We start from the raw sequence: 25,813 nt of genomic DNA, 5'->3' as shown, positions 1-25,813 counted from the left end.
GACACACCTGCATCTCGACGAGGAGAGGACGACATGGACCTGACACATCGAGCACGCTCGGCGCTCGCCGCCGGGCTCGTGGGGGCGCTCGCCGCCACGACGCTCGCCGCCGCCGCCACGACGCTCGCCGCCGCCGTCGCGGCGCCCGCCGCGGCCGACGTCGGCGGCCCCACCGACGACGGGCTCGTCGCGTGGTACCCGCTCGACGCCGCGAGCACGACCGGCGGCACGACGGCGAACCGCGCCGAGGGCTCGACGTTCGGCCCGGCCGCGGTGGTGGGCGGCACGACGACGGCCGACGGCACGACGCTCGACGGGACCGACGACTACGTCGACCTGCCCGACCACCTGCTCGCGGGCCTCACGGACGCCACCGTGAGCCTCGACGTGCTCGTGAGCCAGGACCAGGGCACGCCGTACTTCGTCTACGGGCTCGGCAACACGAGCGGGTCGAACGGCAACGGCTACCTGTTCACGACCGGCAACGCGTACCGCACGTCGATCGCGACCGGGAGCTGGACCACCGAGCAGACCGTCACCAAGGGCGCGAACCTCCAGCGCGGCGTCTGGAAGACGCTCACGTACACGCTCTCCGGCGCGACGGCGACGCTCTACGAGGACGGCGTGCAGGTCAAGCAGGCCACGAACGTCACGACCGACCCCGGCCAGATCGGCGGCGGTCAGACGACCGCGAACTACGTCGGCCGCTCGCTCTACTCCGGCGACCGCTACCTCAAGGGCCAGGTGCGCGACTTCCGCCTCTACGACCGTGCGCTGAGCCCGGCCGAGGCGGCCGAGCTCGCGGCCCGGACCTCCGCGGCCGCCGCCGACGCCGACCTCGCCGCGCTCGACCTCGGCGACACGAGCGCCGTCACCGCGGACCTCGTGCTGCCCACCACGGGCGCGCAGGGCTCGCTCGTCACGTGGACGTCGTCGGACGCGGGCGTCGTCGGCGCCACGGGGAAGGTCACCCGGCCCGCCGCGGGCGAGGACGACGCGACCGTGACGCTCACCGCGCTCGTCACGCGCGGCGCGGTCGCGCGCACCGCCCAGTTCGACGTCACCGTCCTCGCCCACCTGGCTCCTGCCGCGGCCGTGGCGTGGGACGCGAGCCACGTCGTCGTGCCGCACCTCGGCGACGTGCGCGGCAACCTCACGCTGCCGGCCGAGGGGGCAAACGGCTCCGCCCTCACGTGGGAGAGCTCCGACCCCGCGACCGTCTCGGCCACGGGCGAGGTGACCCGGCCCGCCCACGGCGAGCCGGCCGCCGTCGTGCGGCTCACCGTCACGGCGACGAAGGACGGTGCGACCGCGACGCACACCTACGACGCGACGGTCCGCCCGCTGCCCGCCGCGGCCGACTACGAGGGCTACTTCTTCCCGTACTTCGAGGGCGAGAGCACCGCGGACGGCGAGTCGGTCTACTTCAGCGCGAGCAACGGGAACGACCCGCTCGACTGGGTCGAGCTCAACGACGGCGAGCCCGTGCTCACGTCGACGCTCGGCGAGAAGGGCCTGCGCGACCCGTTCATCATCCGCTCGCCCGAGGGCGACCGGTTCTTCCTCCTCGCGACCGACCTGCGCATCTACGGCGGCAACGACTTCGGCAACGCGCAGGAGCGCGGGTCGCGCGCGCTGATGATCTGGGAGTCGACCGACCTCGTGCACTGGTCCGACCAGCGCATGGTCACGGTGTCGAGCGCGTACGCGGGCAACACGTGGGCGCCCGAGGCGTTCTGGGACGCGCAGCGCGGCGAGTACATCGTCTACTGGGCCTCGGCGCTCTACCCGACGACGTCGACCGACGGCCGCCGCATCGCCGACTCCTACCAGCGCATGATGTACGCCACGACGCGCGACTTCGTGACGTTCTCCGAGCCGCAGGTGTGGATCGACGAGAAGCGCGGCAACGGGCTGGGGATGATCGACTCGTCGATCGTCGAGCACGACGGCACGTACTACCGGTTCACCAAGGACGAGGCCTACATGATCCCGCGCCTCGAGAAGTCGACGGACCTGCGCTCGACCGAGTGGGACCTCGTCGCCGAGAAGATCGGCTACGGCCAGCCCAACCCGTGGGGCGGCATGCTCACCGCGGGCGAGGGGCCGACCGTCTTCAGGTCGAACACCGAGGAGAAGTGGTACCTCTTCGTCGACCAGCCGAGCTACCACGGCGGCCAGGGCTACCTGCCGCTCGAGTCCACCGACCTCGACTCGGGCGTGTGGACGTCGGTCGACGCGCACCTGCCGAGCAGCCCGCGCCACGGCACCGTGCTGCCGATCACGGCCGCCGAGCACGCCGCGCTCCTCGCGGCGTACGGCGAGCAGCCGCCGGCGCCCGAGCTCGACCTCGCGGTCGAGGTGACGCCGCGCTGCCTCGCTGGAAAGGCGTACGTCGCGGTCCGCGCGACGAACGGGGAGGACGTCCCCGTCACGCTGACGCTCACGACGCCGTACGGGGAGAAGACGGTCGCCGACGTCGCGCCGGGGAAGAACGCGTACCAGTCGTTCGCCGCCCGCACGACGGCGGTCCCGGCGGGCACGGTCACGGTGAACGGCGTGGCGACCCTCGACGGCCGGGAGGTGACGGCCACGCGCGAGGCGGCGGTCGACGCGCTCGACTGCGCCTGACCGTCCCCCGGTCCGGCCTCGGCCGGGCCGGGGGTGCCGGACCCCCGGGTGGTGTGCCGGCACGGCCCGGGTCCGGGCTCGGCCCCCGTCGCTCCGCGGAGCGGCGGGGGCCGAGCCGTGCCCGCCTGTCGACGGCGGTGCTACGCGTGGGTGAACAAACTGGACGGGTGTTCAGTTCGGGCGTCCAGGATGGCAGGATGTCCGTGAACTGGACGCCCGTCCAGTCGGGTTCGGGGGCGACCCAGCGGTGCCCGCCCCGGGCCGGACGAAGAGGTTCCTCGCGTGACGACGACCACCCGCAGGCTGCTCGCCGCCCTCGTGCTCGCCGGCTCGCTCGTCGTGCCCGCGGGCACGGCCGGCGCGACACCGCCGACCACCATCCCTGCAGCGGCCGCCGCCCCGGCCGCGATCTCGGTCACGGACCCCGCCGACGGCGTGCGCGTCAGCGTCGAGATCACCGAGCGCGCGGTGCCGACGGCGCCGCGCGTGGCCGTCGTCGGGTCCGGGCCGTTCGTCGTCGGCGGCAGGCTCGAGCTGCGCGGGACCGGCCTCGCGCCGCACGCCGTCCACGAGGTCTGGCTCGAGAGCGATCCCGTGCTCCTGGGCACCGTCACGACGGACGCCGACGGGGCGTTCCTCTTCGTCGCGACGATCCCCGCGGGTACGACGCCGGGCGAGCACCACGTGCGGCTCGTCCCGACCGCGGGTGGCGCCGACGTGGTGTCCGAGCCTTTCCTCGTGCTCGCCGGCCCCGGCGAGCCGCACGAGCCCGGGACGACGCCGTCCGCGGGGCCCGGGGGAGCGGGCGGGTCGGGTGGTGCGGCGGCGGGCGGCGGGCCGGGCTCCTCGCGCCCGGGCCTGGCGACGACGGGCGCGGGCCTGGGCCTCGCCGCGGCGCTGGCCGGGGCGGCGGTCCTGGCCGGGGCGGCGCTGCGCAGTCGGGCAGGCAGGGGCGGCGCGGCCTGAGCCTGCGCACCTCTCCGGGCGCACCTCGTCGGCGCGCCCCTCCGGCGCGCCCGCAGGGTCAGCTCTCCGGTTGCGGCTCCGCCTCGGCGCCAGGCCGCGCGGCCTCGGCCAGGCGTGCGTCGGCGTCGCGTGCGTCCGCGGCAGCCTCCGCGGCGTCCATCGCCCGGTCGTCGACGACGAGCATCCCCAGGAGCGTCGCGCCGGACACCACCGCCATGACCACGAACACCGTGCGCAGGCCGAAGAGCTCGCCGAGCAGGCCGCCCACGGCGGCGCCGAGGGGCAGCGTCCCCCAGGCGAGGAGCCGGTAGCACGCGTTGAGCCGGCCCAGCAGGGCGTCGGGCGTGATGCGCTGGCGCAGCGACAGCGTCACGACGTTCCACACGGCGATCCCGGCACCGCCGACCGCGAAGACGGCGCCGATCACCCATGCGCTCGTCGTCACCGCGGGGACGCCGACGAGGGCGACCGTGCCGAGGATCGTCAGCGCGAGGGAGCGCGCACGCCCGATCGTCCCGACGACGCGCTCGGCGACGAACGACCCCGCGAACGCCCCGACCGCCGTCGCGGTGAGGAGCACGCCGTACGCCGGCTCGGACAGGCCGAGGGGCGAGTCGGGGCCGACGGCGTAGAGCACGAAGACCGCGAACGCGGCGTTGCTCGCGAAGTTGATGCCGCCGACCATCATCGCGAGCGTGCGCAGGATGCGGTCGTGCCACAGGAACCGCAGGCCGTCGGCGACGTCCGCGCGCAGCGTCGTGCGGGTCGTGCGCACCGTCCGGTACGTGCCCGGGAGCCCGAGCAGCAGCACCACGGCGAGCGCCCAGAGCGCTCCGGGGACGCCGAACGCGACGGCGGCGCCCGCGGCCACGAGCAGCCCGCCCAGGGGCGGCCCCACGAACTGGTTCGCGGTGAGCTCCGCCGCGTAGAGGCGCCCGTTGGCGCGGGGGAGCGCGGTGCGCGGCACGACCTGCGGGAGGATCGACTGCGCCGAGGTGTCGTACAGCGTCTCCGTGACGCCGACGGCGAAGGCGACGACGTAGAGCACGGCGATGCTCCCGGCGTCGGGCACGAGAGCGACGGCCGCGAGCGCGACCACGAGGACCGCGCGCGCCACGTTGGCGCCGACCATCGCGAGCCGCCGGTCCAGGCGGTCGGCGAGCGCGCCCGCGGGCAGCGCGAAGAGCAGCCACGGGAGCGTGAGGGCGAACGTCAGCCCCGCGACCAGCGCCGGCGACTCGGTGTACCGGACCGCGACGAGCGGGAGCGCGACCTTGAGCACCCCGTCGGCGAGGTTCGACACGGTGGACGCGGCCCACAGGCGCCGGAACGGCGCACCGAGCGGTGCGGCGGCGGGGCGATGGCGCCCGGGTCGAGAGGCCATGTCGCCCAGCATGGCACAGTGATCGAGAAACCCCAATCGATCGAGCACTATCGATCGGAGGTCCGTACGATGAGCCCATGACCCCCGAGCCCACCCCGGAGCCGACTCCGCAGTCGATCCCGGACCCCGGCGCCGGGCCCGCCCCCGGGCCGCGCGCCCCCGACGTCCCGGGCCGTCGTCCGCCCACCGCCCTCGAGGCGAAGGCGCTCGCGCACCCGCTGCGCCAGCGCATCGTGCGGCAGTGCGGCACGCGCGAGATGACGAACAAGGAGCTCGCCGACCACCTCGGCGTCCCGCCGGGCACGGCGCTGCACCACGTCCGGCTCCTCGTGCGCGCCGGGCTGCTCGAGCCCGCGGAGGTCCGCACGGGGGCGGGCGGGGCGCTCGAGCGGCCCTACCGCGCCACGGGCGCCACGTGGTGGCTCGACGACCCGCTGCGCGACGCCGCGCCTGGCGCGCGGTTCGGCCCCGTCGCCGCGGCGCTCGACGACGCCCTCGCCGCCGGTCCGGACGCCGTCACCACGTCCGCGGCGTTCTACCTGCACCTCTCCGACGACGACGTCGCCGAGCTCGACCGCCGCATCCTCGCCGTCCTCGACGAGTACGTCGCGACCGACGCCGACCGCCACGACCGCCCCCTGCACCGAGGCCTCTTCGTCCTGCACCGCCCACCCTCCTGACGACCGGCCGGACGAGCCGGGCAGGCCGACCGGCGAGGATCCCGGCGATGCGTGCCCCCACGCGGCGCGACAGCCTTGTGCCCCCCGTGGCACGACAGCGCCAGACCGACCCCGAGGGACCACCGGACCGAGGCCCGAACCGCGGGACGAAGGGCGACGGCCAGGACGAGCGGTGGGGTCGGACCGTGCGCGAAGGACGTCGAGGCGCACTCCTTCGACCTCCGCCCGGAAGACCAGGGCGACGGCCAGGACGAGCGGTGGGGTCGGACCGTGCGCGAAGGACGTCGAGGCGCACTCCTTCGACCTCCGCCCGGAAGGCCAGGGCGACGGCCAGGACGAGCGGTGGGGTCGGACCGTGCGCGAAGGACGTCAAGGCGCACTCCTCAGACCTTCGCCCGGAAGACCAGGGCGACGGTGCGCCAGTCCGAGCGCACGGTCCGACCCCACCGCGGACCTGACCCGCGGGCTGTGAACCCGACGCGACCCGATACGACCCGACCCTCAGGGCCGAGCGGCGAACCGCTCCAGGAGGTCGGCGTGACCCGACACGATGAGCAGGTCGTTCGCGCTGATCCGGGTCTCGGGGGTCGCGTAGAGAAACTCCTCGCCGGGCGACTTCACGCCGATCACGGTGACGCCGTACCGCTCGCGCACCTTCGACTGCGCGAGCGTGAACCCCTGCACCTCGCGGGGCGGCCGCATCTTGACGATCGTGAACCCGTCCTCGACCTCGATGTAGTCGAGCAGCTTCCCGGAGACGAGGTGCGCGACGCGCGAGCCGGCGTCGGCCTCGGGGAACACGACGTGGTGCGCGCCGATGCGCTGGAGGATGCGCCCGTGCTCCGCCGAGATCGCCTTGGCCCAGATCTGGGGCGTGCCCATGTCGACGAGGTTGCCGGTGATGAGCACGCTCGCCTCGAGCGACGTGCCCACCCCCACGACCGCGACGGGGAAGTCGCGCGCGCCGAGCTGCTCGAGCGCGACGGGGTTGGAGGCGTCGGCCTCGACGAGCGGGAGCTGCCCGCTCCACTGGGCGACGAGGTCGGGGTCGCGCTCGACGGCGAGGACGTCCTGCCCGAGACGGTCGAGGGTCGCGGCGATCGCCGTCCCGAATCGGCCGAGGCCGATGACGAGGACGCCCGCGTCCTTGCGCGGGGCCTTCGCCTCGTCCCGGCGCGCGCGCTCCGCGCGGCCGCGCTCGACGATGCGCTGGGCGACGGGGTCCGCGGACGCGCCGTCCTTCCCGTCGGCGGCGCGGGTGAACGGGTCGGTCACGGTGGGGCCTTTCGTCGGTCCGCTGGTGCGGTGGGGTGTCGGTCAGGTCTCGTGCGGCGGTCGCGTCCGGCCCGACGGCGGTCGCGCCGCCGGGCGGGGCTGCTCACCCGATGATGGGGCGCTCCTCGGGGTAGCGCACGATGCGGCGGCGGTCGCGCAGCGCGAGCGCGGCGGCGAACGTCATGGTGCCCGTGCGCCCGACGAACATGAGCGCGATGAGGACGTACTTCCCGGCGTCGGGCAGGTCGGGCGTGATGCCGGTCGACAGGCCCACGGTCGCGAACGCGGAGATGGTCTCGAAGAGGATGACGTCGAGCGTCTCGCCGGTGATCTCCAGCAGGAGCAGGCTCGACAGGAGCACCGCCGTCGCGCCGACGAACGACACCGCGACCGCGAGCCGGAGGGTGTCGCGCGGGATGCGCCGCCCGAACGCCTCCATGTCCCGGTCGCCGCGCGCCTCGGACACGATGGCGATGAGCATGACGGCGAGCGTCGTGACCTTGATGCCGCCCGCGGTCGACGCGGAGCCGCCGCCGACGAACATCAGCGCGTCGGTGATGAGCCAGCTCGCCTCGTGCATGCCGCCGGTGTCCACGGTCGAGAAGCCGCCGGAGCGCGGCATGACGCCCGCGAAGAGCGACGCGAGGAGCTTCTCGCCGAGGTCGAGGGGGCCGAGGGTCCGCTGGTTCCCCCACTCGACGGCCGCGAAGAGCACCGTGCCCACGACGACGAGGGCCGCGCTCGTCGTGAGGGTGAGCTTGGTGTGCAGGCTCCACTTGGAGGCGCGGCGGCGGTTGCGCATGACGTTGAGGATGACGGGGAAGCCGAGCGACCCGATGAACACGCCGAGGATGATCGGCAGGCACAGCATCCAGTCGCCGACGTACGGGGCGAGGCCGTGCTCCGTCGGGATGAACCCCGCGTTGTTGAAGGCGGAGATGCCGTAGAAGATGCCGTGCCACGCGGCCTCGCCGAACGTCTCCTCCAGCACGACGAACCGCGGCAGCAGGAGCAGCGCGATGAGGAGCTCGAGCGACGTCGAGGTGATGATGACGACCCGCACGAGCGAGCCGACCTCGCCGAGCCGCGTCGTCTTCGTCTCCGACGCGGTGAGGAGCTTCTGCGTGAGGCCGATGCGCCGGGACACGGCCATGCCGAGGATCGACGCGAGCGTCATGACGCCGAGGCCGCCGATCTTGATGCCCAGCAGGATGACGACCTGCCCGTACCCCGACCAGTAGGTCCCCGTGGGGACCACGACGAGACCGGTGACGCACACGGCGGACGTGGCGGTGAAGAACGCGTCGACGAACGGCGCGGACCGGCCGCTCGCCGTCGCCCAGGGCGCCATGAGCAGCGCGGTGAAGACGGCGATGACGGCGGCGAACACGGTGACGGCGAGGCGGGCGGGGGACTGTCGGGCGAGGCGGTCGACGATCTCCCGCCCCCTGAACAGGCGCCCGGTCATGCTCGTCGGCATGGAGCCTCCCTCACCACTCGCGCCACTCTGCCACGGGCCCGGTGGCCCGTCATGTCGCCGCTCCGGCGCCGGGACATCATGCCCGCTCGCGGGCCCGGACGCCGCACCGGGGGCTCGCGGAGACCCGGCGGAGGCCCGGACCGGCGGCCCCGCGCGGTCCGGCGCGCGGTCGGTGGGGCGGGGGCGCGCCGTCGGGCGTTACCGTGAGCCATGCCCACGACCGACCCGACGTCGTCGCCCGCCCCGACCGGGGCGGCTGCGGCGCCCGGAGCCTGCGTCGTGTGGAGCCCTGAGCTCCTCGGCTACGACTTCGGTCCCGGCCACCCGATGGCGCCGGCCCGGCTCGACCTGACGATGGGGCTCGTGCGCGCCCTCGGCCTGCTCGACGACGACGCGGACCTGCGGGTCGTGCGGCCCGAGCCCGCGCCCGACGACGTGCTCGAGCTCGTGCACGAGCCCGCGTACGTCGCGGCGGTGCGCGCGGCGTCCGAGCACGGCACGCCCGACCCGGCCCGCGGCCTCGGCACCGAGGACGACCCGGTCTTCCGTGGGATGCACGAGGCCGCCGCGCGGATCGTCGCGGGCTCGTACGAGGCGGCGGGCGAGATCGCGGCGGGCCGCACCCGGCACGCGGTGAACGTCGCGGGCGGCATGCACCACGCGAAGGCGGGCGCGGCGTCGGGCTTCTGCGTCTACAACGACGCGGCCGTCGCGATCCGGCGCCTGCTCGACGACGGCGTCGAGCGCGTCGCGTACGTCGACCTCGACGCCCACCACGGCGACGGCGTCGAGGAGGCGTTCTGGGACGACCCGCGCGTCCTCACCGTCTCCGTCCACCAGAGCGGCGCGACGCTCTTCCCGGGGACGGGCCACCCGACCGACCTCGGGGGCCCCGGCGCCGAGGGGACGGCGGTCAACGTCGCGCTCCCGCGCCGCACCGACGGCGCCCGCTGGCTGCGCGCGGTCGACGCCGTCGTGCCGCCCGTGCTGCGCGCGTTCCGTCCCGAGGTGCTCGTCACCCAGCACGGGTGCGACGCGCACGGCGAGGACCCGTTGTCCGACCTCGACGTGTCCGTCGACGCGCAGCGCACGGCCACGACCTGGATGCACGGGCTCTCGCACGAGCTGACCGACGGGCGGTGGCTCGCGCTCGGCGGGGGCGGGTACGCGATCGCGCGTGTCGTGCCGCTCGTGTGGTCGGCCGTCGTGGGGGAGGTCGTGCACCGGCCCGTCACCGCGGGCGTGCCCCTGCCCGCGGCGTGGCGCGAGCGCGTCGCGGAGGTCGCCGGGTTCGACGCGCCGCTCGCGTTCGGGCCCGAGGTCGAGGTCCGGCGGTGGAGCAGCGGGTACGACCCGGACGACGACGTCGACCGCGCCGTCGCGGCCACGCGCCGGGCCGTCTTCCCGCTGCTGGGCCTCGACGCGCACTTCGACTGAGACGCCCCGCGACCGGTCGCGTACCGGGGCACGGGCGCGAGCGGGTAGGCTAGGGGGCGGATTTCTCTCGTGTTGGTCGGCTTGCGGCGCCCTCGTGGTCGCCGGGGCCCCGATCAACCGTGGACCACCCGCGGCCGGTCGACCGGTCGCCGACCGACACGCCGCTCGAGCATTGCGAGGACCGTATGGGCTCCGTCATCAAGAAGCGCCGCAAGCGCATGGCCAAGAAGAAGCACCGCAAGCTGCTTCGCAAGACGCGTCACCAGCGTCGCAACAAGAAGTGACGTCGCGCGCGTCCTGACGCGCCGACCCGTCGTCGAGCCCGGCCCCTCCCGAGGGACCGGGCTCGACGCGTCTCCGGGCGCGGCCCGGGCGGGGTCAGAGGCGGGCGATGCGCCGGTCGACGGCGCGGCGCACCGAGCGCAGGACGAGCGCGGCGGCCCAGGCGGCGCCGGCCCAGCTCGCGGTGCGGACGCTGCTGCGCGCGACGCGGCGGCGACGCCCGCGGAACTCGCGGATGGGCCAGCCGACGTCCTGCGCGTGGCGGCGCAGGCGGGCGTCGGGGTTGATGGGGCACGGGTGCCCCACGGCCTCCATCATCGTCACGTCGTTGAGCGAGTCTCCGTACGCGTACGACGCCTCGAGGTCGATGTCCTCGCGCTCGGCGAGCGCTCGCACCCCGGCGGCCTTGGCGCGGCCGTGCATCATGTCGCCGACCAGCCGTCCCGTGTAGAAGCCGTCCTCGTGCTCGGCGACGGTGCCGAGCGCGCCCGTCGTGCCGAGCCGGCGCGCGATGAGCTCGCCGATCTCGACGGGGGTCGCGGAGACGAGCCACACCTGGTGGCCGGCCGCGAGGTGCTCGTCGAGGAGGCGGCGCGTGCCGGGGTAGATGCGCAGCGACAGGACGGTGTCGTAGACCTCCTCGCCGATCGCGGTGACCTCGGCGACGGAGCGCCCGGCGATGAGCGCGAGCGCGCGCGACCGGATGCGGTCGATCTGCTGCTTGTTCTCGCCGAACACGAGGTAACGGGCCTGGTGCACGGCGAAGCGCACGATGTCGAGCGTCGAGAAGAACTCGCGCTGGTACAGGGCGCGCGCGAGGTGGAACGACGAGGCGCCGCGGATGATCGTGTTGTCGACGTCGAAGAACGCGGCGGTGCGGTGCGGCGGCCCGGGGGCGCGCGCGGGCGCCTCCTCGGGGAGCGTCGGCCGGGAGGTCGGGTCGGGGCCCGGGCCGGGAGACGTCGCCATGCCTCCACTCTAGGCGGTCGGGCCGCCGGGGCCTCGTACCCTGGGAGGCGTGAGCACCTCCGACGCCCCCGCCCCCGTCCTGCTGTTCGGTCGCGCGGGCTGTCACCTGTGCGACGACGCGCGGACGGTCGTCGAGGACGTGTGCGCCGAGGCGGGCGTCGCGTGGGCGGAGGTCGACCTGGACGCGCCGGGCACCGACCCGGCGCTGCGCGAGCAGTACGGCGAGTACGTGCCGGTCGTCACGGTCGGCGGGGTGCAGCAGGGGTTCTGGCGCGTGGACGCGCGCCGGCTGGCGCGTGCGGTGGCCCGGATTTCGGCGCCGCGCGCGGACCTGGGATGATTCCTCCCGTGGAGCGTGACCGTCGACGAGGACGGTCCCTGGACGACGGAGTGACGGTGGCTGAGCAGGTAGTCGGTGAGGTGACGGCGCCGGGGATCCCGAGCGCGACGGTGGCGCGGCTCCCGTCCTACCTGCGCGCGCTGCGGGACCTCGTGGCGCGGGGCGTCGGGACGACGTCGTCGGTCGAGCTCGCGGAGCTGTCCGGCGTGGGCCCGGCGCAGCTGCGCAAGGACCTGTCGTTCCTCGGGTCGTTCGGCACGCGCGGCGTGGGCTACGACGTCGACTCGCTGGCGCAGTACATCACCGAGGCCCTGGGCCTCGTCGACGAGCACCGCATCGCGATCGTCGGGATCGGCAACCTGGGGCACGCGCTCGCGAACTACTCGGGCTACGAGCAGCGCGGCTTCCACGTGGCGGCGCTCCTCGACGCGTCGCCGGACGTCGTCGGGACGCGGGCCGCGGGCCTCGTCGTCGAGCACGTCGACGCGCTCGAGGAGGTCGTGGAGCGCGAGAAGGTGTCGATCGTCGTCCTCGCGACGCCTGCGGCGCACGCCCAGGCGGTCGCGGACCGCGTGGTCGCGGCGGGGGTGCGCGAGATCCTCAACTTCGCGCCGCGCGCGCTCCAGGTCCCGGCGGACGTCGACGTGCGCGGCGTCGACGTGGGCAGCGAGCTGCAGATCCTCGCGTTCCACTCGCAGGCCCGCGCCCTCGCGGCGTCGCAGGAGCGCTGAGCGGCCCCGGCGCCCGGGCCCGGGGACGACGAAGGGCCGCGTGCCGGTGCACGCGGCCCCTCGGGGCGGCACCCCTGCCGGAGGGCGCCGGTCTCGCCCGGGACGTGCCCGGGACGACGGTCAGGCCTGCTTGATGGCCGAGACGTCGAGCGCGATCTTGATCTTGTCGCCGACGAGCACGCCGCCGGTCTCGAGCGCGGCGTTCCAGGTGAGGCCGAACTCCTTGCGCGAGATCTCGGTGGTCGCCTCGAAGCCGGCGCGCGGGTTGCCGAACGGGTCGGTCGCGGTGCCCGCGAACTCCGTCTCGAGCTCGACCGGCTTGGTGACGCCGTTGATCGTCAGGTCGCCGGCCACGACGTAGTCGTCGCCGTCGCCCGTGATGCGCGTCGACGTGAACGTCCACGTCGGCTTGTTCTCCGCGTCCCAGAAGTCGGCGCTGCGCAGGTGGTTGTCGCGGTTCTCGTCGCCCGTGCTCACGGACGCGGCGTCGAGCTGGGCGGTCACGGACGTCGACTCGAGGTCGTCGCCGACCGTGATCGTGCCGTCGGTGATCGCGAGGGTGCCGCGGACCTTCGAGATCCCGGCGTGGCGGACGGTGAACGACGCCTGCGAGTGCGACGCGTCGAGGGCGTAGGTACCGGCGGTGAGGCCGGCGGGCAGCGACGAGGCCATGGGTGCTCCTGCGGGTGGTCGGGGTCCTGGCGGACCAAGTGGTTGAACGTTCAACTTCGGAACGAGCGTATCAACAGCACCCCTCGGTCCGTCTATTCCCGTGGGGTGGAACAATGTTCCGACCCCCCACGCCCCCAGCCCCTCCCGCACCGCCGAGGACCCATGACCCGCAACGACGTCGACACCCCGACGGCGAGCACCGTCCGCCCCCCCGCCGCCGAGCCGCGCTGGCTCGACGCGGAGCAGCAGCGCCTGTGGCGCGCGTACCTCGACGGGACCGTGCGCTTCATCGAGGCGCTCGGCCGTGACCACGAGGAACGGTCCGAGGTGTCGCTCAACGAGTACGAGCTGCTCGTGCGCCTCTCCGAGAGCCCCGACCACACGCTGCGCATGTCGGCGCTCGCGGACGGGCTCGCCCGCTCGCGCAGCCGCGTGACGCACACCGTCGCGCGCATGGAGGCGCGCGGCCTGGTCCGGCGCTCCGCGAGCTCGGGCGACCGCCGCGGCGTGAACTGCGCGATGACGAGCGAGGGCTACCGCGTGCTCGTCGCGTCGGCGCCCGCCCACGTCGCGGCCGTGCGCCGGTACCTGGTCGACGTACTCACGCCGGAGCAGTTCCGGGCGCTGGGCGAGGCGATGGCGGCCGTCGCGGAGGCGTGCAAGGCCGACCGCGACGCCTGACCACCCGTCCCGGCCCGTCGCGCCGGCCCGCGGTGGAGTGCGCCCGCCCCGAGTGCGGGACACTGGTGGGCATGGTCTCCACCATCGTCCACCTCCTGCGCCACGGCGAGGTCCACAACCCCGACGGCGTCCTCTACGGCCGGATCCCCGGCTACCACCTCTCCGAGCGCGGCCACGAGATGGCCCGCCGCGTCGCCGCGCACCTCGCGGGCGAGCCCGGGCCCGACGGCACGTCGCGCCCCCGCGCCGACCTCACGGTCGTCGTGGCCTCGCCGCTGCAGCGCGCGCAGGAGACCGCGGCGCCCGCCGCCGAGGCGTTCGGCCTCGAGCTGGGCACGGACGAGCGGCTCATCGAGGCCGCGAACCACTTCGAGGGCAAGACCTTCGGCGTCGGGGACGGCTCGCTGCGGCACCCGCAGCACTGGCCCTACCTGTGGAACCCGTTCCGCCCGTCGTGGGGCGAGCCGTACGTGGAGCAGGTCGCGCGCATGCGGGCCGCCGTCGCCGACGTGCGGGACAAGGCGGCCGGGCACGAGGCGCTGCTCGTCAGCCACCAGCTCCCCGTGTGGCTCACGCGCCTGAGCTTCGAGAACCGCCGGCTCTGGCACGACCCGCGCAAGCGCGAGTGCTCGCTCGCGTCGCTCACGTCGCTGCACTTCGAGGACGACCGCCTGGTCGGCCTGCACTACACCGAGCCGGTCGCGGACCTCCTCCCGGGCGCGGCGACCGTCTCCGGGGCGTGACGTCGGTCATGTCCAGCGCTGTCGCCACGGCCGTCGCGCCCGAACTGCACGGTTCGGGCGTGGCGGAGGTCACGTCTCTCAGGTCCCGTTCAGGAAGCGCGGGCAGGGTGCGTCCCGTGATGCCGTCGTGACCGCCGACTCGCGCGCGCGTGCCGCGCGCCCCCTCTCCGTCGAGGCGCGGGCCGCTGCCCTGCCGTCGCGTCGGCGACCCGTGCGCCGTGCGCTGACGGGCGCCGTCGTGCTCGCCGCGACCCTCGGTCTCGCGGCGTGCGCCCAGGACTCCGGCGCCTCGACCGACGTCGTGGGGCAGGGCTTCGTCTCGGGCGACGGGTCGGTCCGCACGTGGGACGCCGACGAGCGCGGCGACGTCGTCGCGCTCACGGGCACGGACTACGAGGGCGAGCAGGTCGACACGAGCGCGTGGCTCGGGGACGTCGTCGTGCTCAACACCTGGTACGCGGCGTGCGCGCCGTGCCGGGCCGAGGCGCCCGACCTCGTGGCGCTCGCCAACGACCGCGCCGACGACGGCGTGCAGGTGCTCGGGATCAACACGACCGACGAGGCGGGCGCCGCCCAGGCGTTCCAGCGCCGGTTCGACGTCCCCTACCCGTCGATCGACGACCGGTCCGGCGAGGTCGTCGCGGCGCTCTCGGGCACCGTCCCGCTCCAGGCCGTGCCGTCCACCGTCGTGCTCGACCGCGAGGGCCGCGTCGCGGCGCGCGTCATCGGGCTCGTCGAGGGCTCGACGCTCACCGCCCTGGTCGACGACGTCCTCGCCGAGAGCTGACCGTGCCCGTCCTCACGCCCCTCGCCGCCGCGGTCCCCGCGGGCGCCGCGTCGAGCATCGGCGACACCTTCGCGACGACCGTGTGGAGCGGCTCGATGCTGCTCGCGGTGCCCGTCGCGGTCATCGCGGGCCTCGTCTCGTTCGCGTCCCCGTGCGTGCTGCCGCTGGTGCCGGGGTACGTCGGCTACGTCTCGGGCATGGCCGCCGCCACCACCGGCGACGGGGGCACGGCGTCCGGGGGCACGACGACGGCCACCCGGGTCGCGGCACCGAGCCGGGGCCGCGTGCTCGCGGGCGTCGGGCTGTTCGTCGCCGGGTTCACGCTCGTGTTCGTGGCGCTCATGTTCGCCGCGGGCGCGATCGGCGTGCACCTGGTCCGCTGGGAGGACGTCATCACGCGCGTGCTCGGCGTGGTCGTCATCCTCATGGGCTTCGCGTTCCTCGGCGCGCTGCCCTTCCTCCAGCGCGAGCGGCGCCTGCACGTGAGCCCGCAGGCCGGGCTGTGGGGGGCGCCGCTGCTCGGCATCGTGTTCGGGCTCGGGTGGACCCCGTGCCTCGGCCCGACGCTCGTCGCCGTCCAGGCGCTGTCGCTCAGCGAGGCGTCGGCGGGGCGCGGCGCGATCCTCGGCGTCGCGTACTGCCTCGGGCTGGGCGTGCCCTTCCTCCTCATCGCGCTGGGGCTGCAGAGCTCGCAGCGCATGCTCGGGTTCCTGCGCCGGCACCGTCTCGCGATCATGCGGATCGGCGGCGGGCTGCTGGTGCTCATCGGTCTGGCGCTGGTCACGGGCCTGTGGACGACGTGGACGACGTCGCTGCAGGGCTGGATCGGCGGATACGTGACGGTGGTGTGAGATGAGCCGGCGGACCGGGGAGCCCGGGAACAGCGAGCAGGCCGAGCAGGTCGAGCAGGCCGAGAAGGCCGAGGAGGCCCGCACGACCGTGCGGACGGGCTACCGCCCCGAGGGCATCGACGACGCGTTCTCCGCGGGCGACGGCCCGGGGGAGCGGACGCCGTCGGGCGGGAAGGGCGGCGCGGGAGGTGACGGCGGCCCGGCGCTCCCGTCGCTCGGGTGGCGCGGTGCGCTGCGCTGGACGTGGCGCCAGCTCACGAGCATGCGGGTCGCGCTCATGCTCCTCATGCTGCTCGCGGTCGCCGCGGTGCCCGGCTCGGTCCTGCCGCAGCGCCCGCAGGACCCGGCGGCGGTGCTGCGCTACCTCCAGGAGAACCCCACGACGGGGGAGTGGCTCGACCGTCTCGGCTTCTTCGACGTCTACGCGTCGGTGTGGTTCTCGGCGATCTACATCCTGCTGTTCGTCTCGCTCGTCGGGTGCATCCTGCCGCGCACCAAGGCGCACCTGCAGGCGCTCCGCTCCCGACCGCCCCGCACGCCCCGCCGCTTCGACCGGTTCCCCGCGCAGGGCCGGGCCGTCACGGACGCGACGCCCGACGAGGTCGTCGAGGCGGCGAGCACGCACCTGCGCGGACGCCTGGCCTGGCTCCCGACCTTCCGCGTCGACACCGGCGCCGAGGACGCGACGCCCGCCCGCGGACGCGCCGCCGCGCGGCCCGCCGCGCGGACGGTCTCCGCGGAGCGCGGGTACCTGCGCGAGAGCGGGAACCTGCTGTTCCACCTGTCGCTCGTCGGGCTGCTCGTCGCGGTCGCGACCGGCCAGCTCCTGCACTACCGCGGCCAGGCGATCGTCACCGAGGGCCGCGGGTTCGCGAACGCGGTCGTCGACTACGACACGTTCGAGAACGGGGCCTGGTTCCGCCCGTCGTCGCTCGTCCCGTTCTCCATGACGCTCGACGCGTTCGAGTCGGAGTTCGCGGCCGACGCCGCCGCGTTCGCCCAGTCGCGCGACTTCACGGCGTTCGTCACGGTGCGCGACCCCGACGGCGCCCGCCACGAGGAGACCATCAAGGTCAACCACCCGCTCACCGCGGGCGGCGCGAAGATCTACCTCCAGGGCAACGGGTTCGCGCCCGAGGTCACGGTGCGCGACGCCGACGGCGAGACCGCGTTCTCGGGCCGCGTGCCGTTCCTCCCGGAGGACACGATGTACACGTCGCGCGGCGTCATCAAGGTGCCCGACGTGTCGGACGGCCTCGACCAGATCGGGCTCGTCGGGTACTTCCTGCCGACGGCCGAGATCAGCGAGGACGGCGAGACGGCAGCCTCGATCTACCCGCAGCCCATCAACCCGCTCCTCGTGCTCGAGGTGTACCGGGGTGACCTGGGCCTCGACGAGGGCCTGCCCCAGAACGTCTACCGCCTCGACACCGACGACCTCACGCCGTCGGTCGACGAGGACGGCGAGCGCGTGAAGATCCTCGTCGCGCCCGGCGAGACCGTCGACCTCCCCGACGGGCTCGGCACCATCACGTTCGACTCCCTGCCGCGCTACGTGGCCCTCGACCTGCGGCACGACCCGTCGCTGACGTGGGTGCTCGTCTTCTCGCTCGGCGCCCTGCTGGGCCTCGCCGTCTCGCTCTTCACGCCCCGCCGCCGCGTCTGGGTGCGGGCGTGGCGCGAGGAGGTGCCCGGCACGGGCGACGACGACGCCCCGCGCGAGCGGACCGTCGTCGCCGTCGCGGGGCTCGCCCGGGGCGACGACGCCGGGCTGCAGGGCGAGGTCGACTCGCTTCTCGCCGCGCTCCCGGGCGTGGCACCATCGGACGAGGGCGACCTCACCTCGTCGCCGGGGCGTGCCCCGGCGGACGGCACCCGCCCCACCGGGCGTCCCGCACAGGACCCGACCTCGCGCGACCGCGCACGAAAGGCTGACCGATGACCCTCGCCGAGCTGAGCCAGGACCTCGTCTGGGCCGCAGCGACCGCGCTGACCGTCGCGCTCGTCGCGTTCGCGATCGACCTCGCGCGCCTCGCGGGCCGCGCGGACCTCGAACGCGCCGACGCCCGGGCCGACGACGCGCGCGAGCGCACCGCGGACCGCGCCGAGGTGCTCGCCGCCGCGGGCGCCTCGTCGGCCTCCCCGTACGGGCCCGGCACGACGGGCGCCGTCGAGGCGGACCCGGCGGACGCCGCGTCGCCGTCGCGCAAGGCCGCGAACATCGGCGTCTCGCTGACGTGGCTCGGTACCGCGCTGCTGCTCGTCGCGATCGTCACGCGCGGCATCGCGGCCGGGCGCACCCCCTGGGCCAACATGTACGAGTTCACGCTCGTGGGCACGTTCGTCGCGCTCGCGGCGTTTCTCGCCGTCTCCCTCAAGCGCGACGTGCGCTTCCTGGGCTCGTTCGTCACGGGGCTGTCGGTCCTGTTCCTCGTGCTCGCCCAGAACGCGTTCTTCGTCGTCGCGACGGGCGTGCAGCCGGCGCTCCAGTCCTACTGGCTCGTCATCCACGTCGGGGTCGCGATCATCGCGACGGGCATCTTCACCGTCGCGTTCGTCACCTCGGTGCTCCAGCTGCTGCGCGACTCGCGCGACTCGGGCAACGCGTTCCTCGGGGCCCGCGGGTGGCGCTGGCTCGACTCCACGCCGGGCGCGCTCCAGCTCGAGGCGCTGAGCTTCCGGCTCAACGCGGTCGCGTTCGTGCTGTGGACGTTCACGATCATCGGCGGGGCGATCTGGGCCGAGCACGCGTGGGGACGCTACTGGGGCTGGGACCCCAAGGAGGTCTGGAGCTTCGTCGTCTGGATCGTCTACGCGGCCTACCTGCACGCGCGCACGACCCGCGGGTGGTCCGGACGTCGTGCGGCGTACTTCGTGATCGTCGGCTACGCGTGCGTGCTCTTCAACTTCACCGGCGTCAACCTGCTGTTCAACGGCAAGCACTCGTACTCCGGCCTCAACCCGGGCGACTGACCGACCGCCGCGCAGCACACCACGGCGCCGCACGACGAAGGGGGCCGCCGTCCGATCCGGACGGCGGCCCCCTTGTGTCATGCCGAGGGCGGGGTGGCGCGAGCCTTCGTGGTGCTGCGGGCGGGGTGGTGCGAGGCGCGTGGTGTCGCGGACCCGGTGGTGCGAGCCTCGTCGTGGCGGGAGCCCTCAGGTCGCGCCAGACGCCTCAGCGCGTCGCGTCGTCGCCGTCCTCCGAGGGGTTGCTCGCGCCCGGGGCGGCGCGCGTCGCCGTCGTCGGTGCGCTCGTCCCCGGGCGTCGCGTCCGTGGCCGGAGCGTCGTCGGCGGGCGCCGGGGAGTCGTCGCGTGCCTGGCGGCGCTGCTGCTGCTCCAGCCGCCAGAGGAACTCCGGGTCGTCGTCGGGCGCGACGGGCGCGTTGCGACGACGCCGCGCGCCCCCGGCGGCCGAGCCGGGGCCGGGGCGGCCGCCGGGGCGGGAGCGCGCGCCGGACCGCGACGCCGAGCGCTTGACGAGGATCCACGCGATGGGGCCGAGGAACGGCAGGAGGATGATGAGCACGACCCACAGCCCCTTGGGGATGCCGCCGCGCTCGTCCTCGTCGCTCGAGGCGAGGTCGACGAGCGCGTAGACGGCGAGACCGACGGCGAGCAGCGGGAGCAGGACGCGGAGCATGGCTCCAGCCTACGGGCCGTACCCTGGAGTCGTGCCTGTCGTCGTCTACTCCGTCCTGCGTCTGCTCCTCTTCGCGGTGGCGCTCGGCGCCCTCTGGTTCGCCGGCCTGCGCGGCTGGCTGCTCGTGCTCGTCGCGGCCGCCGTCGCGCTCATGCTGTCGTACCTGACGCTGAGCAAGCCCCGCGAGGCGGCCTCGCGCTACCTCGCCGCCCGTGCCGAGCACCGCGCCCGCACGGGCGAGCGGTTCTCCCGGGAGATCGAGGACGACGCGGCGGCCGAGGACGCGGCCGTCGACGGCGCCGCGGCTGCCGCCGGGTCCGCGGACCCCGCCGCGGTGGACAGGACGTCCAGCCCCCAGGCCGAGGCCGACGCGACCGGCCGCCCGGGCGCCTCCCCGGCGCGCTGACCGACCGGGGGCGCCGGAGCCGGCCCGGCCGGGCCCGCCCCCGCGCAGACCCCGCCGGGGCAGAGCCCGCCGACCCCGAGCGGGCCCGCGCTCAGAGCGCCAGCCCGACCCCCAGCAGGACGCCGTAGCCGAGCTCGAACAGGCCGGTGCCCGCGAGCACCGGGACGAGCAGCGGACCGCGCGCACCCGCGACCACCGGGACGGTGAGGAGCGCGGCGGGCAGCAGGAGCACGAGCGTGCCGAGCGCCCACGGCGACGCGAACGCGCACACCACCGCCAGCAGGAGCGGCACCCAGATCATCGCGACGTAGGCGCGGCGCGCCCGGAAGTCGCCGAGCCGCACCGCGAGCGTGCGCTTGCCCGCGACGACGTCGGTCGGGATGTCGCGGATGTTGTTGACCATGAGGATCGCGCACGCGAGCAGCCCGACGGCGACCGCGCCGACCGCGGACGGCCACGTGACCACCCCGGCCTGCGTGTACGTGGTGCCGAGCGTCGCGACGAGGCCGAAGAACACGAACACCCCGACCTCGCCGAGGCCGCGGTAGCCGTAGGGGTTGCGCCCGCCCGTGTAGTACCAGGCGGCGAGGATCGCGACGGCGCCGACCGCCAGGAGCCACCAGTGGCCCGTGACCGCGCAGAGGACGAGCCCCAGGACGCCCGCGACACCGAACGCGGCGAACGCCGCGGCGCGCACCTGCGCGGGCCGCGCGAGCCCGGACGCGGTGAGCCGCAGCGGGCCGACACGGTCGAGGTCGGTGCCGCGCACGCCGTCCGAGTAGTCGTTGGCGTAGTTCACGCCGACCTGGAGCGCGAGCGCGACCCCGAGGGCGAGCAGCGCGGGCCAGAACGCGAACCCGTCCACCTGGGCCGCGGCGCCGGAACCCACGATGACGGGCGTCGCGGCGGCAGGGAGGGTGCGCGGGCGTGCGCCCGCGACCCACTGGGTGGTGCTGGCCATGGTGCTCCGTCTCGGTCGTGCGTCTCGGTCGTGCGTCTCGGGTCGTGCTGCTCGGTCGTGCCCGGGGTGGTCCGGCCGGCTCAGCCGGGAAGGGTGCGCCCGTGCCCGACGGCGATCCGGGCCACCGCGGCGCGGTCCACCTTGCCGGGCCCGCGCCGGGGGAGGTCCGGGACGACGAGCACGCGGCGGGGTGCGGCCGCCCGCTCCAGCCTATCCGCGACGCGGCCCCGCACGGCGGCGACGAGCTCGGGCGGGGCGCTCGTCACGCCCCCGGCGCCCGCCGTGCCCGCCGTGCCCGACGCGGCACCGTCTTCGCGCTGCGCGCCCGCCAGCGTGACGACCGCGACGACCTCCTGGCCCCACTCGGGGTGCGGCACCCCGACGACGCACGCCTCCCCGACGCCCCCGACCTCGCCGACCACGGCCTCGACAGCCGCCGGGGCGACGTTCACGCCGCCCGAGACGATCACGTCGTCCGCGCGGCCGAGGACGGTGAGCACCGGCGCGTCCGCGGGGCCGTCGAGCCGCCCGAGGTCGCTCGTGCGGAACCAGCGCGTGCCGTCGTCGTCGGTGCGGAACGCGGCCGCGGTCCCGTCCTGCTCCCCGAGGTAGCCGTGCGCGAGGAACGGGCCGGAGAGCTCGACGACGCCCGCCCCCTCGCCCTCGGCGTCGCCCGCCGGGACCAGCCGGACGCGCGCGCCCGGGAGGGGGACGCCGTCGTACACGCAGCCGCCGCACGTCTCCGTCATGCCGTACGTGGTGACGACGCGCGCTCCTGCGGACCGCGCGCGGCGCAGCAGCGCGGGCGGCGTGGCGGCACCGCCGAGGAGCACGGCGTCGAGCGAGCGGAGCGCGTCGAGGCCCGCGGTGCCGTCGGCGGACCCGGCGTCGGCCGCCTCGACGAGGCGATGGAGCTGGGTCGGGACGAGCGAGACGTACCGCCGCTCGCCGCGCGGGGCGCGCGCGACGAGCGCCGCGAACCCGCCGGGGGTGAAGGGCTCGCCCGCGGGCGCGACCGTGAGGCCCCGTCCCGCGGCGTGGGCCCGCGCGACGACCTGCACCCCCGCGACGTGCGTCGGGGGCAGCGTGAGGAGCCAGTGTCCCGGGCCGCCCAGCCGCTCGTGCGTCGCGGCGCCCGACGCGCGCAGGGCGTCGGCGCCGAGCAGCACCTCCCGGGGCGCGCCCGTCGAGCCCGACGTGCGCAGCACGAGCGCGGTGCCCGCGGGCACGTCGCCCGAGGTCGGCCCGGAGCCCTGGGGGCGGGGGAGCAGCGGGACGGGCGCGACGGGCGGGCCGTCGCCGTCGAGCGCGGCCCCGACCGCCGCGACGAGGGCGTCCAGATCGGCGGGGACGACGGCGCGGTTCACCGGATCAGCCTAGGTCGGGTCGTACCGTGGCCGAGGACACAGGTCCGTCGTGGTGCCGGCACGGGCAGGGGCCCCGGGCCGTCGGGAGGTCGAGGGTGACGAGGACGGGACGAGGAGTCCGGGGGAGCGCGCTCGCCGCGGTCGTGGTGGCGGCGGTGGTCGCGCTCGCCGGGTGCGCGGGCGAGCCGACGGCGCCGAGCACCACGACGGTCGAGCCCGACGTGTCGGGCACCAAGGAGGTGCCCCCGACGCCGGACGTCCCCCTCGTGTGGCCGCTCACGGGCGTCGCGGCCGACGAGGTCGCGGACCGGCCGGCGCTCGCGGTGAAGATCGAGAACGCGCCCCAGGCGCGCCCGCAGACGGGGCTCGAGCAGGCCGACGTCGTGTGGGAGGAGGTCGTCGAGGGCGGCATCACGCGCTTCGTCGCCGTCTACCACTCGCAGGTGCCCGAGAGCGTGGGCCCCGTCCGCTCGGTGCGGCCCATGGACCCGGCGATCGTCGCGCCGCTGCACGGCGTCCTCGCGTACACCGGCGGGCAGCAGCCGTTCATCGACGCCTTGGGTGCCGCGGGCGTCCAGTCGGTCGTCATGGACGAGGGCGACGACGGCTTCACGACCACGCGCGCGCGGCGCGCCCCGCACAACGTGTACGGCAGCCCGGAGGCGTTCTGGGCCCAGGCCGACGGCGACCGCACGTCCCCGCCGCCCGCGCAGCTCGTGTTCGCCCGCGAGCCCGGGACGGCGACCGCGACGGTCGCGGGCGACGCGGCGACCCGGCTCGACGTGCGTCTCACGCACGCGAGCCGCGCGGTGTGGGAGTGGGACGGCGGCGAGGGCCGCTACGTGCGCAGCGAGGGCGACCGCCCGGCCGTCTCCGCGGACGAGGTGCGGCTGTCGGCGACGAACGTCGTGCTGCTCGCCGCGACGATGGTGGACACGCGGTTCAAGGACCCGGCGGGGGTGGCGGTCCCCGAGACGCAGCTCGTCGGGACGGGCAAGGGTGTCGTCGCGAGCGGCGGCAAGCAGGTCGCGGTGACGTGGTCCAAGGAGGGCGTCGAGGCCCCGCTCGTGCTCAGCGGCGCCGACGGGGCACCCGTCGAGCTCGAGCCGGGCACGTCGTGGATCGAGCTCGTGCCCACGGGGTCCGGGAGCTGGACGGTGGGCTGACCCTCCGCCGTCGGGCGGACGGCGTCCTCCCCACGGCGTACGTCCGCTCCGCCCCGAGGGGGACCGTCCGCCGCGCAGGTCGAGCCGCGGGGCCGACGCGCGGCAGGGGTCCCGGGCGGCACCGTGGAGTCATGGCAACCGTCGTCCCGCACCCCGTCCACCCGTCCCAGCCCCGCACCCCGTCGGAGGGCACCCCGCAGCGCCCGGCCCCCACCTCGCTGCCGCCGTCGTACGCGCCGCGCACGTCGCGCGACGACGAGCCGGGCGCCGCCCGATCGGCCGTCCCGGTCGTCGTCTCGGTCGGGCTCCTGTTCGGCCTCGCCGTCGCGGCGGCGTTCGTCGGCCGCGGCCTCCTCGAGATGCTGACGAGCCTCGTCGGCGGCTCCTGAGCCGCGGCGGTCAGAACGCGTAGCCGAAGCGTCCCCAGTCCGGGTCGCGCCGCTCGAGGAACGCGTCGCGCCCCTCGACGGCCTCGTCCGTCATGTACGCCAGCCGCGTCGCCTCGCCCGCGAAGACCTGCTGCCCCATGAGCCCGTCGTCCGCGAGGTTGAACGCGAACTTCAGCATCCGGATCGCCTGCGGCGACTTCGTCGCGATCACGCGCGCGTACTCGATCGCGAGCGCCTCCAGGTCCGCGTGGTCCGCGACCTCGTTGACCGCGCCCCACTCGAACGCGTCCTGCGCGGAGTACTCCCGCGCGAGGAAGAAGATCTCCCGCGCGCGCTTCTGGCCCACCTGCCGCGCGAGGTACGCCGAGCCGTAGCCCCCGTCGAACGACCCGACGTTCGCGTCGGTCTGCTTGAACCGCGCGTGCTCGCGGCTCGCGATCGACAGGTCCGCGACGACGTGCAGCGAGTGCCCGCCGCCCGCGGCCCAGCCGTTGACGACCGCGACCACGACCTTCGGCATGGTCCGGATGAGGCGCTGCACCTCGAGGATGTGCAGGCGCCCCGCGCGGCCCGGGTCGACGGCGTCGCGCGTGTGCACGTCCCCGCCGCCGTCGGGCGCGGTCGTGTACTGGTAGCCGGAGCGCCCGCGGATGCGCTGGTCGCCGCCCGAGCAGAACGCCCACCCGCCGTCCTTGGGCGAGGGCCCGTTGCCCGTGAGGAGCACGGTCCCGACGTCGGACGTCATGCGCGCGTGGTCGAGGACGCGGTACAGCTCGTCCACGGTGTGGGGCCGGAACGCGTTGCGCACCTCGGGCCGGTCGAACGCGACGCGGACCACGGGCAGGTCCCGCACGACGGCGCCGTCGGCGTCGCGCTCGACGCCGCGGTGGTAGGTGAGGTCGGTGAGCGCCTCGAAGCCGTCGACCTCGCGCCAGGCGCGGGGGTCGAACGTCTCGGAGACCTGGCGGGGGAGCGCGTGCTCCCGGCCGGCGGGGGCGCGCCTCGCGTCGTCGGGCACGGCGGGGGTGGGGTCGGTGCTGCTCACGCCCGCCACGGTAGCCGGTGGGCGAGCGGGCGGCGTGCGCGCGCCGGGGCGAGGCCGAGCACGAGCCCCGCTCCCACGACGAGCGTCCCGACGACCGACCGCGCGGTCGGCTCCTCGAACCCGAGCACGACCGACGCGACGAGCGCTGCCACGGGCAGCAGGCCCGCGAACAGCCCGGCGCGCGCGGGCCCGATCGTCGCGAGCCCGGAGTACCAGAGGAGGAACGCGACGGCCGTGACGACGACGGCGAGGTACGCGAGCGCGGCGAGCTCGGCGCCGTCGGGCACCGCGAGGAAGGGGCTCCCCGACACCTGCTGCCGCACGAGCCCGAGCACGGCGAGCTGCGGCACGGCGAGGACGCACGCGTAGGCGGAGACGCGCAGCGCGCCGAGCGTCGGCAGGAGGGGGACGGCGAGGAGCGAGAAGCACACCTCGCACGCGAGCGCGCCGAGCGCGAGCGCGACGCCGACGGGGTCGCCCGCGCCGCCGCCCTCGACGACCACGACCCCGGCGGTCACGACGACGGCGGCCGCGAGGGTGCGGACCGCGAGCCGTCGGGCCCGCAGCGCGCCCGCGGCCGCGAGGACGACGGGCGAGGCGCCCACGACGGCCCCGACGAGCGACGGGTCGGCGCGGCCCGCGCTCTCGACGACGAGGACGCTGAAGCCGACGAGCCCCGTGGCCGCGAGCGCGGTCAGGCGCCCGAGCGCGCGGGGCGAGGGGAGCACCCAGGGGACCCGGCGCACGGCGAGGACGGCGAGCAGGACGAGCGCGGCGACGGCGTAGCGCGCGGCCTGGCCGCCCAGCACCGGGAACCCGGCGAGGGCCGCGGACGCGACGAACGACGAGCCGACGATCGCCATGCCCGCGGCGCAGCGCAGGTCGCCGGTCCGCAGGCTGCCGGGACGCTCGGGTGCGGGTGTCAT

Annotated in this window: 26 protein-coding genes; 16 read left to right on the top strand and 10 right to left on the bottom strand. The window is 75.4% G+C overall.

Annotated features, from left to right (window positions below):
* The first annotated feature begins 33 nt into the window (after positions 1-33).
* Positions 34-2,631: an immunoglobulin-like domain-containing protein gene (locus RDI86_RS11840; RefSeq protein ID WP_308821459.1), complete on the top strand. Its 2,598-nt coding sequence runs from the start codon at positions 34-36 to the stop codon at positions 2,629-2,631.
* 282 nt (positions 2,632-2,913) lie between these two features.
* The gene (locus tag RDI86_RS11835) at positions 2,914-3,597 is read left to right on the top strand and encodes a hypothetical protein (RefSeq protein WP_308821458.1); all 684 of its coding nucleotides are present in this window, start codon (positions 2,914-2,916) and stop codon (positions 3,595-3,597) included.
* A gap of 58 nt (positions 3,598-3,655) precedes the next feature.
* On the opposite strand, the gene RDI86_RS11830 is transcribed toward RDI86_RS11835, so the two are convergent.
* Positions 3,656-4,981 carry an MFS transporter gene (locus RDI86_RS11830; RefSeq protein ID WP_308821457.1) on the bottom strand — a complete coding sequence of 442 codons (1,326 nt, stop codon included), beginning with the start codon at positions 4,979-4,981 and terminating at the stop codon, positions 3,656-3,658.
* Between the two features lie 77 nt (positions 4,982-5,058).
* Here RDI86_RS11830 and RDI86_RS11825 point away from each other — a divergent pair, with 77 nt between their 5' ends.
* A complete protein-coding gene (locus RDI86_RS11825) occupies positions 5,059-5,661 on the top strand; it encodes a transcriptional regulator (RefSeq protein ID WP_170963108.1) in 603 nt (200 codons plus the stop codon).
* Between the two features lie 501 nt (positions 5,662-6,162).
* Here RDI86_RS11825 and RDI86_RS11820 read toward each other — a convergent pair.
* The gene (locus tag RDI86_RS11820; RefSeq protein WP_061269154.1) at positions 6,163-6,867 is read right to left on the bottom strand and encodes a TrkA family potassium uptake protein; all 705 of its coding nucleotides are present in this window, start codon (positions 6,865-6,867) and stop codon (positions 6,163-6,165) included.
* Between the two features lie 172 nt (positions 6,868-7,039).
* On the bottom strand, positions 7,040-8,416 hold the full coding sequence (locus tag RDI86_RS11815; protein ID WP_021483424.1) for a TrkH family potassium uptake protein: 1,377 nt from the start codon (positions 8,414-8,416) through the stop codon (positions 7,040-7,042).
* A gap of 210 nt (positions 8,417-8,626) precedes the next feature.
* On the opposite strand from RDI86_RS11815, the gene RDI86_RS11810 reads away from it, so the two are divergent.
* Together RDI86_RS11810 and RDI86_RS11805 are read left to right on the top strand one after the other, a co-directional pair.
* The gene (locus RDI86_RS11810; protein WP_061269145.1) at positions 8,627-9,853 is read left to right on the top strand and encodes an acetoin utilization protein AcuC; all 1,227 of its coding nucleotides are present in this window, start codon (positions 8,627-8,629) and stop codon (positions 9,851-9,853) included.
* A 185-nt stretch (positions 9,854-10,038) separates the two neighbouring features.
* Positions 10,039-10,137 carry a 30S ribosomal protein bS22 gene (locus tag RDI86_RS11805; protein ID WP_003792170.1) on the top strand — a complete coding sequence of 33 codons (99 nt, stop codon included), beginning with the start codon at positions 10,039-10,041 and terminating at the stop codon, positions 10,135-10,137.
* Between the two features lie 94 nt (positions 10,138-10,231).
* On the opposite strand, the gene RDI86_RS11800 is transcribed toward RDI86_RS11805, so the two are convergent.
* Entirely contained in the window at positions 10,232-11,104 is an 873-nt protein-coding gene (locus RDI86_RS11800) for an HAD family phosphatase (RefSeq protein ID WP_076403236.1), read from the bottom strand.
* A gap of 49 nt (positions 11,105-11,153) precedes the next feature.
* Here RDI86_RS11800 and RDI86_RS11795 point away from each other — a divergent pair, with 49 nt between their 5' ends.
* Positions 11,154-11,444, top strand: coding sequence for a glutaredoxin family protein (locus RDI86_RS11795; protein ID WP_043655753.1), 291 nt, complete (start codon positions 11,154-11,156; stop codon positions 11,442-11,444).
* Between the two features lie 56 nt (positions 11,445-11,500).
* Positions 11,501-12,175 carry a redox-sensing transcriptional repressor Rex gene (locus RDI86_RS11790; protein WP_021482510.1) on the top strand — a complete coding sequence of 225 codons (675 nt, stop codon included), beginning with the start codon at positions 11,501-11,503 and terminating at the stop codon, positions 12,173-12,175.
* Between the two features lie 120 nt (positions 12,176-12,295).
* Here the strand turns inward: RDI86_RS11790 and RDI86_RS11785 are convergent, their stop codons facing one another.
* Positions 12,296-12,847 carry a YceI family protein gene (locus tag RDI86_RS11785; RefSeq protein ID WP_009862579.1) on the bottom strand — a complete coding sequence of 184 codons (552 nt, stop codon included), beginning with the start codon at positions 12,845-12,847 and terminating at the stop codon, positions 12,296-12,298.
* 162 nt (positions 12,848-13,009) lie between these two features.
* Between RDI86_RS11785 and RDI86_RS11780 the strand changes: the two genes are divergently transcribed.
* The 6 genes from RDI86_RS11780 (at position 13,010) to ccsB (ending at position 18,882) form a co-directional block, all read left to right on the top strand.
* Positions 13,010-13,528 carry a MarR family transcriptional regulator gene (locus RDI86_RS11780; protein ID WP_308821456.1) on the top strand — a complete coding sequence of 173 codons (519 nt, stop codon included), beginning with the start codon at positions 13,010-13,012 and terminating at the stop codon, positions 13,526-13,528.
* A 71-nt stretch (positions 13,529-13,599) separates the two neighbouring features.
* Positions 13,600-14,271 carry a histidine phosphatase family protein gene (locus RDI86_RS11775; RefSeq protein WP_308821455.1) on the top strand — a complete coding sequence of 224 codons (672 nt, stop codon included), beginning with the start codon at positions 13,600-13,602 and terminating at the stop codon, positions 14,269-14,271.
* Between the two features lie 211 nt (positions 14,272-14,482).
* Positions 14,483-15,058, top strand: a complete 576-nt coding sequence (locus RDI86_RS11770; protein WP_061269150.1) for a TlpA disulfide reductase family protein — start codon at positions 14,483-14,485, stop codon at positions 15,056-15,058.
* A gap of 56 nt (positions 15,059-15,114) precedes the next feature.
* Positions 15,115-15,909, top strand: a complete 795-nt coding sequence (locus RDI86_RS11765) for a cytochrome c biogenesis protein CcdA (protein ID WP_031316924.1) — start codon at positions 15,115-15,117, stop codon at positions 15,907-15,909.
* Position 15,910: 1 nt separating this feature from the next.
* On the top strand, positions 15,911-17,851 hold the full coding sequence (locus RDI86_RS11760) for a cytochrome c biogenesis protein ResB (RefSeq protein ID WP_308821454.1): 1,941 nt from the start codon (positions 15,911-15,913) through the stop codon (positions 17,849-17,851).
* Complete coding sequence (gene ccsB / locus RDI86_RS11755) at positions 17,848-18,882, top strand: c-type cytochrome biogenesis protein CcsB (RefSeq protein WP_061269144.1); 1,035 nt, start codon at positions 17,848-17,850, stop codon at positions 18,880-18,882. Before RDI86_RS11760 ends, ccsB begins: the two co-directional genes overlap by 4 nt.
* Before the next feature lie 77 nt (positions 18,883-18,959).
* Here ccsB and RDI86_RS11750 read toward each other — a convergent pair whose 3' ends face one another.
* Entirely contained in the window at positions 18,960-19,553 is a 594-nt protein-coding gene (locus RDI86_RS11750) for a PLD nuclease N-terminal domain-containing protein (protein ID WP_308821453.1), read from the bottom strand.
* 31 nt (positions 19,554-19,584) lie between these two features.
* On the opposite strand from RDI86_RS11750, the gene RDI86_RS11745 reads away from it, so the two are divergent.
* Positions 19,585-19,959: a DUF4229 domain-containing protein gene (locus RDI86_RS11745; RefSeq protein ID WP_206158445.1), complete on the top strand. Its 375-nt coding sequence runs from the start codon at positions 19,585-19,587 to the stop codon at positions 19,957-19,959.
* A gap of 91 nt (positions 19,960-20,050) precedes the next feature.
* On the opposite strand, the gene RDI86_RS11740 is transcribed toward RDI86_RS11745, so the two are convergent.
* Positions 20,051-20,920 (bottom strand): 1,4-dihydroxy-2-naphthoate polyprenyltransferase, encoded by an 870-nt coding sequence (locus RDI86_RS11740; RefSeq protein WP_043660717.1) that lies wholly within the window; start codon positions 20,918-20,920, stop codon positions 20,051-20,053.
* A gap of 80 nt (positions 20,921-21,000) precedes the next feature.
* Positions 21,001-22,287 carry an AMP-binding protein gene (locus RDI86_RS11735; RefSeq protein WP_308821452.1) on the bottom strand — a complete coding sequence of 429 codons (1,287 nt, stop codon included), beginning with the start codon at positions 22,285-22,287 and terminating at the stop codon, positions 21,001-21,003.
* Positions 22,288-22,382: 95 nt separating this feature from the next.
* Here RDI86_RS11735 and RDI86_RS11730 point away from each other — a divergent pair, with 95 nt between their 5' ends.
* Positions 22,383-23,453: a DUF3048 domain-containing protein gene (locus RDI86_RS11730; protein ID WP_076403219.1), complete on the top strand. Its 1,071-nt coding sequence runs from the start codon at positions 22,383-22,385 to the stop codon at positions 23,451-23,453.
* 131 nt (positions 23,454-23,584) lie between these two features.
* Complete coding sequence (locus RDI86_RS11725) at positions 23,585-23,842, top strand: hypothetical protein (RefSeq protein ID WP_034655574.1); 258 nt, start codon at positions 23,585-23,587, stop codon at positions 23,840-23,842.
* A 10-nt stretch (positions 23,843-23,852) separates the two neighbouring features.
* Here RDI86_RS11725 and RDI86_RS11720 read toward each other — a convergent pair whose 3' ends face one another.
* Both RDI86_RS11720 and RDI86_RS11715 read right to left on the bottom strand, forming a co-directional pair.
* Complete coding sequence (locus RDI86_RS11720; RefSeq protein ID WP_308821482.1) at positions 23,853-24,860, bottom strand: 1,4-dihydroxy-2-naphthoyl-CoA synthase; 1,008 nt, start codon at positions 24,858-24,860, stop codon at positions 23,853-23,855.
* A gap of 23 nt (positions 24,861-24,883) precedes the next feature.
* Complete coding sequence (locus tag RDI86_RS11715; protein ID WP_082774789.1) at positions 24,884-25,813, bottom strand: DMT family transporter; 930 nt, start codon at positions 25,811-25,813, stop codon at positions 24,884-24,886.

The sequence above is a fragment of the Cellulosimicrobium sp. XJ-DQ-B-000 genome (assembly GCF_031119065.1).
Lineage (GTDB): Bacteria > Actinomycetota > Actinomycetes > Actinomycetales > Cellulomonadaceae > Cellulosimicrobium > Cellulosimicrobium funkei.
Note: the sequence above shows the minus strand (reverse complement) of the source record. Positions and strands in the feature narration are given on the sequence as shown.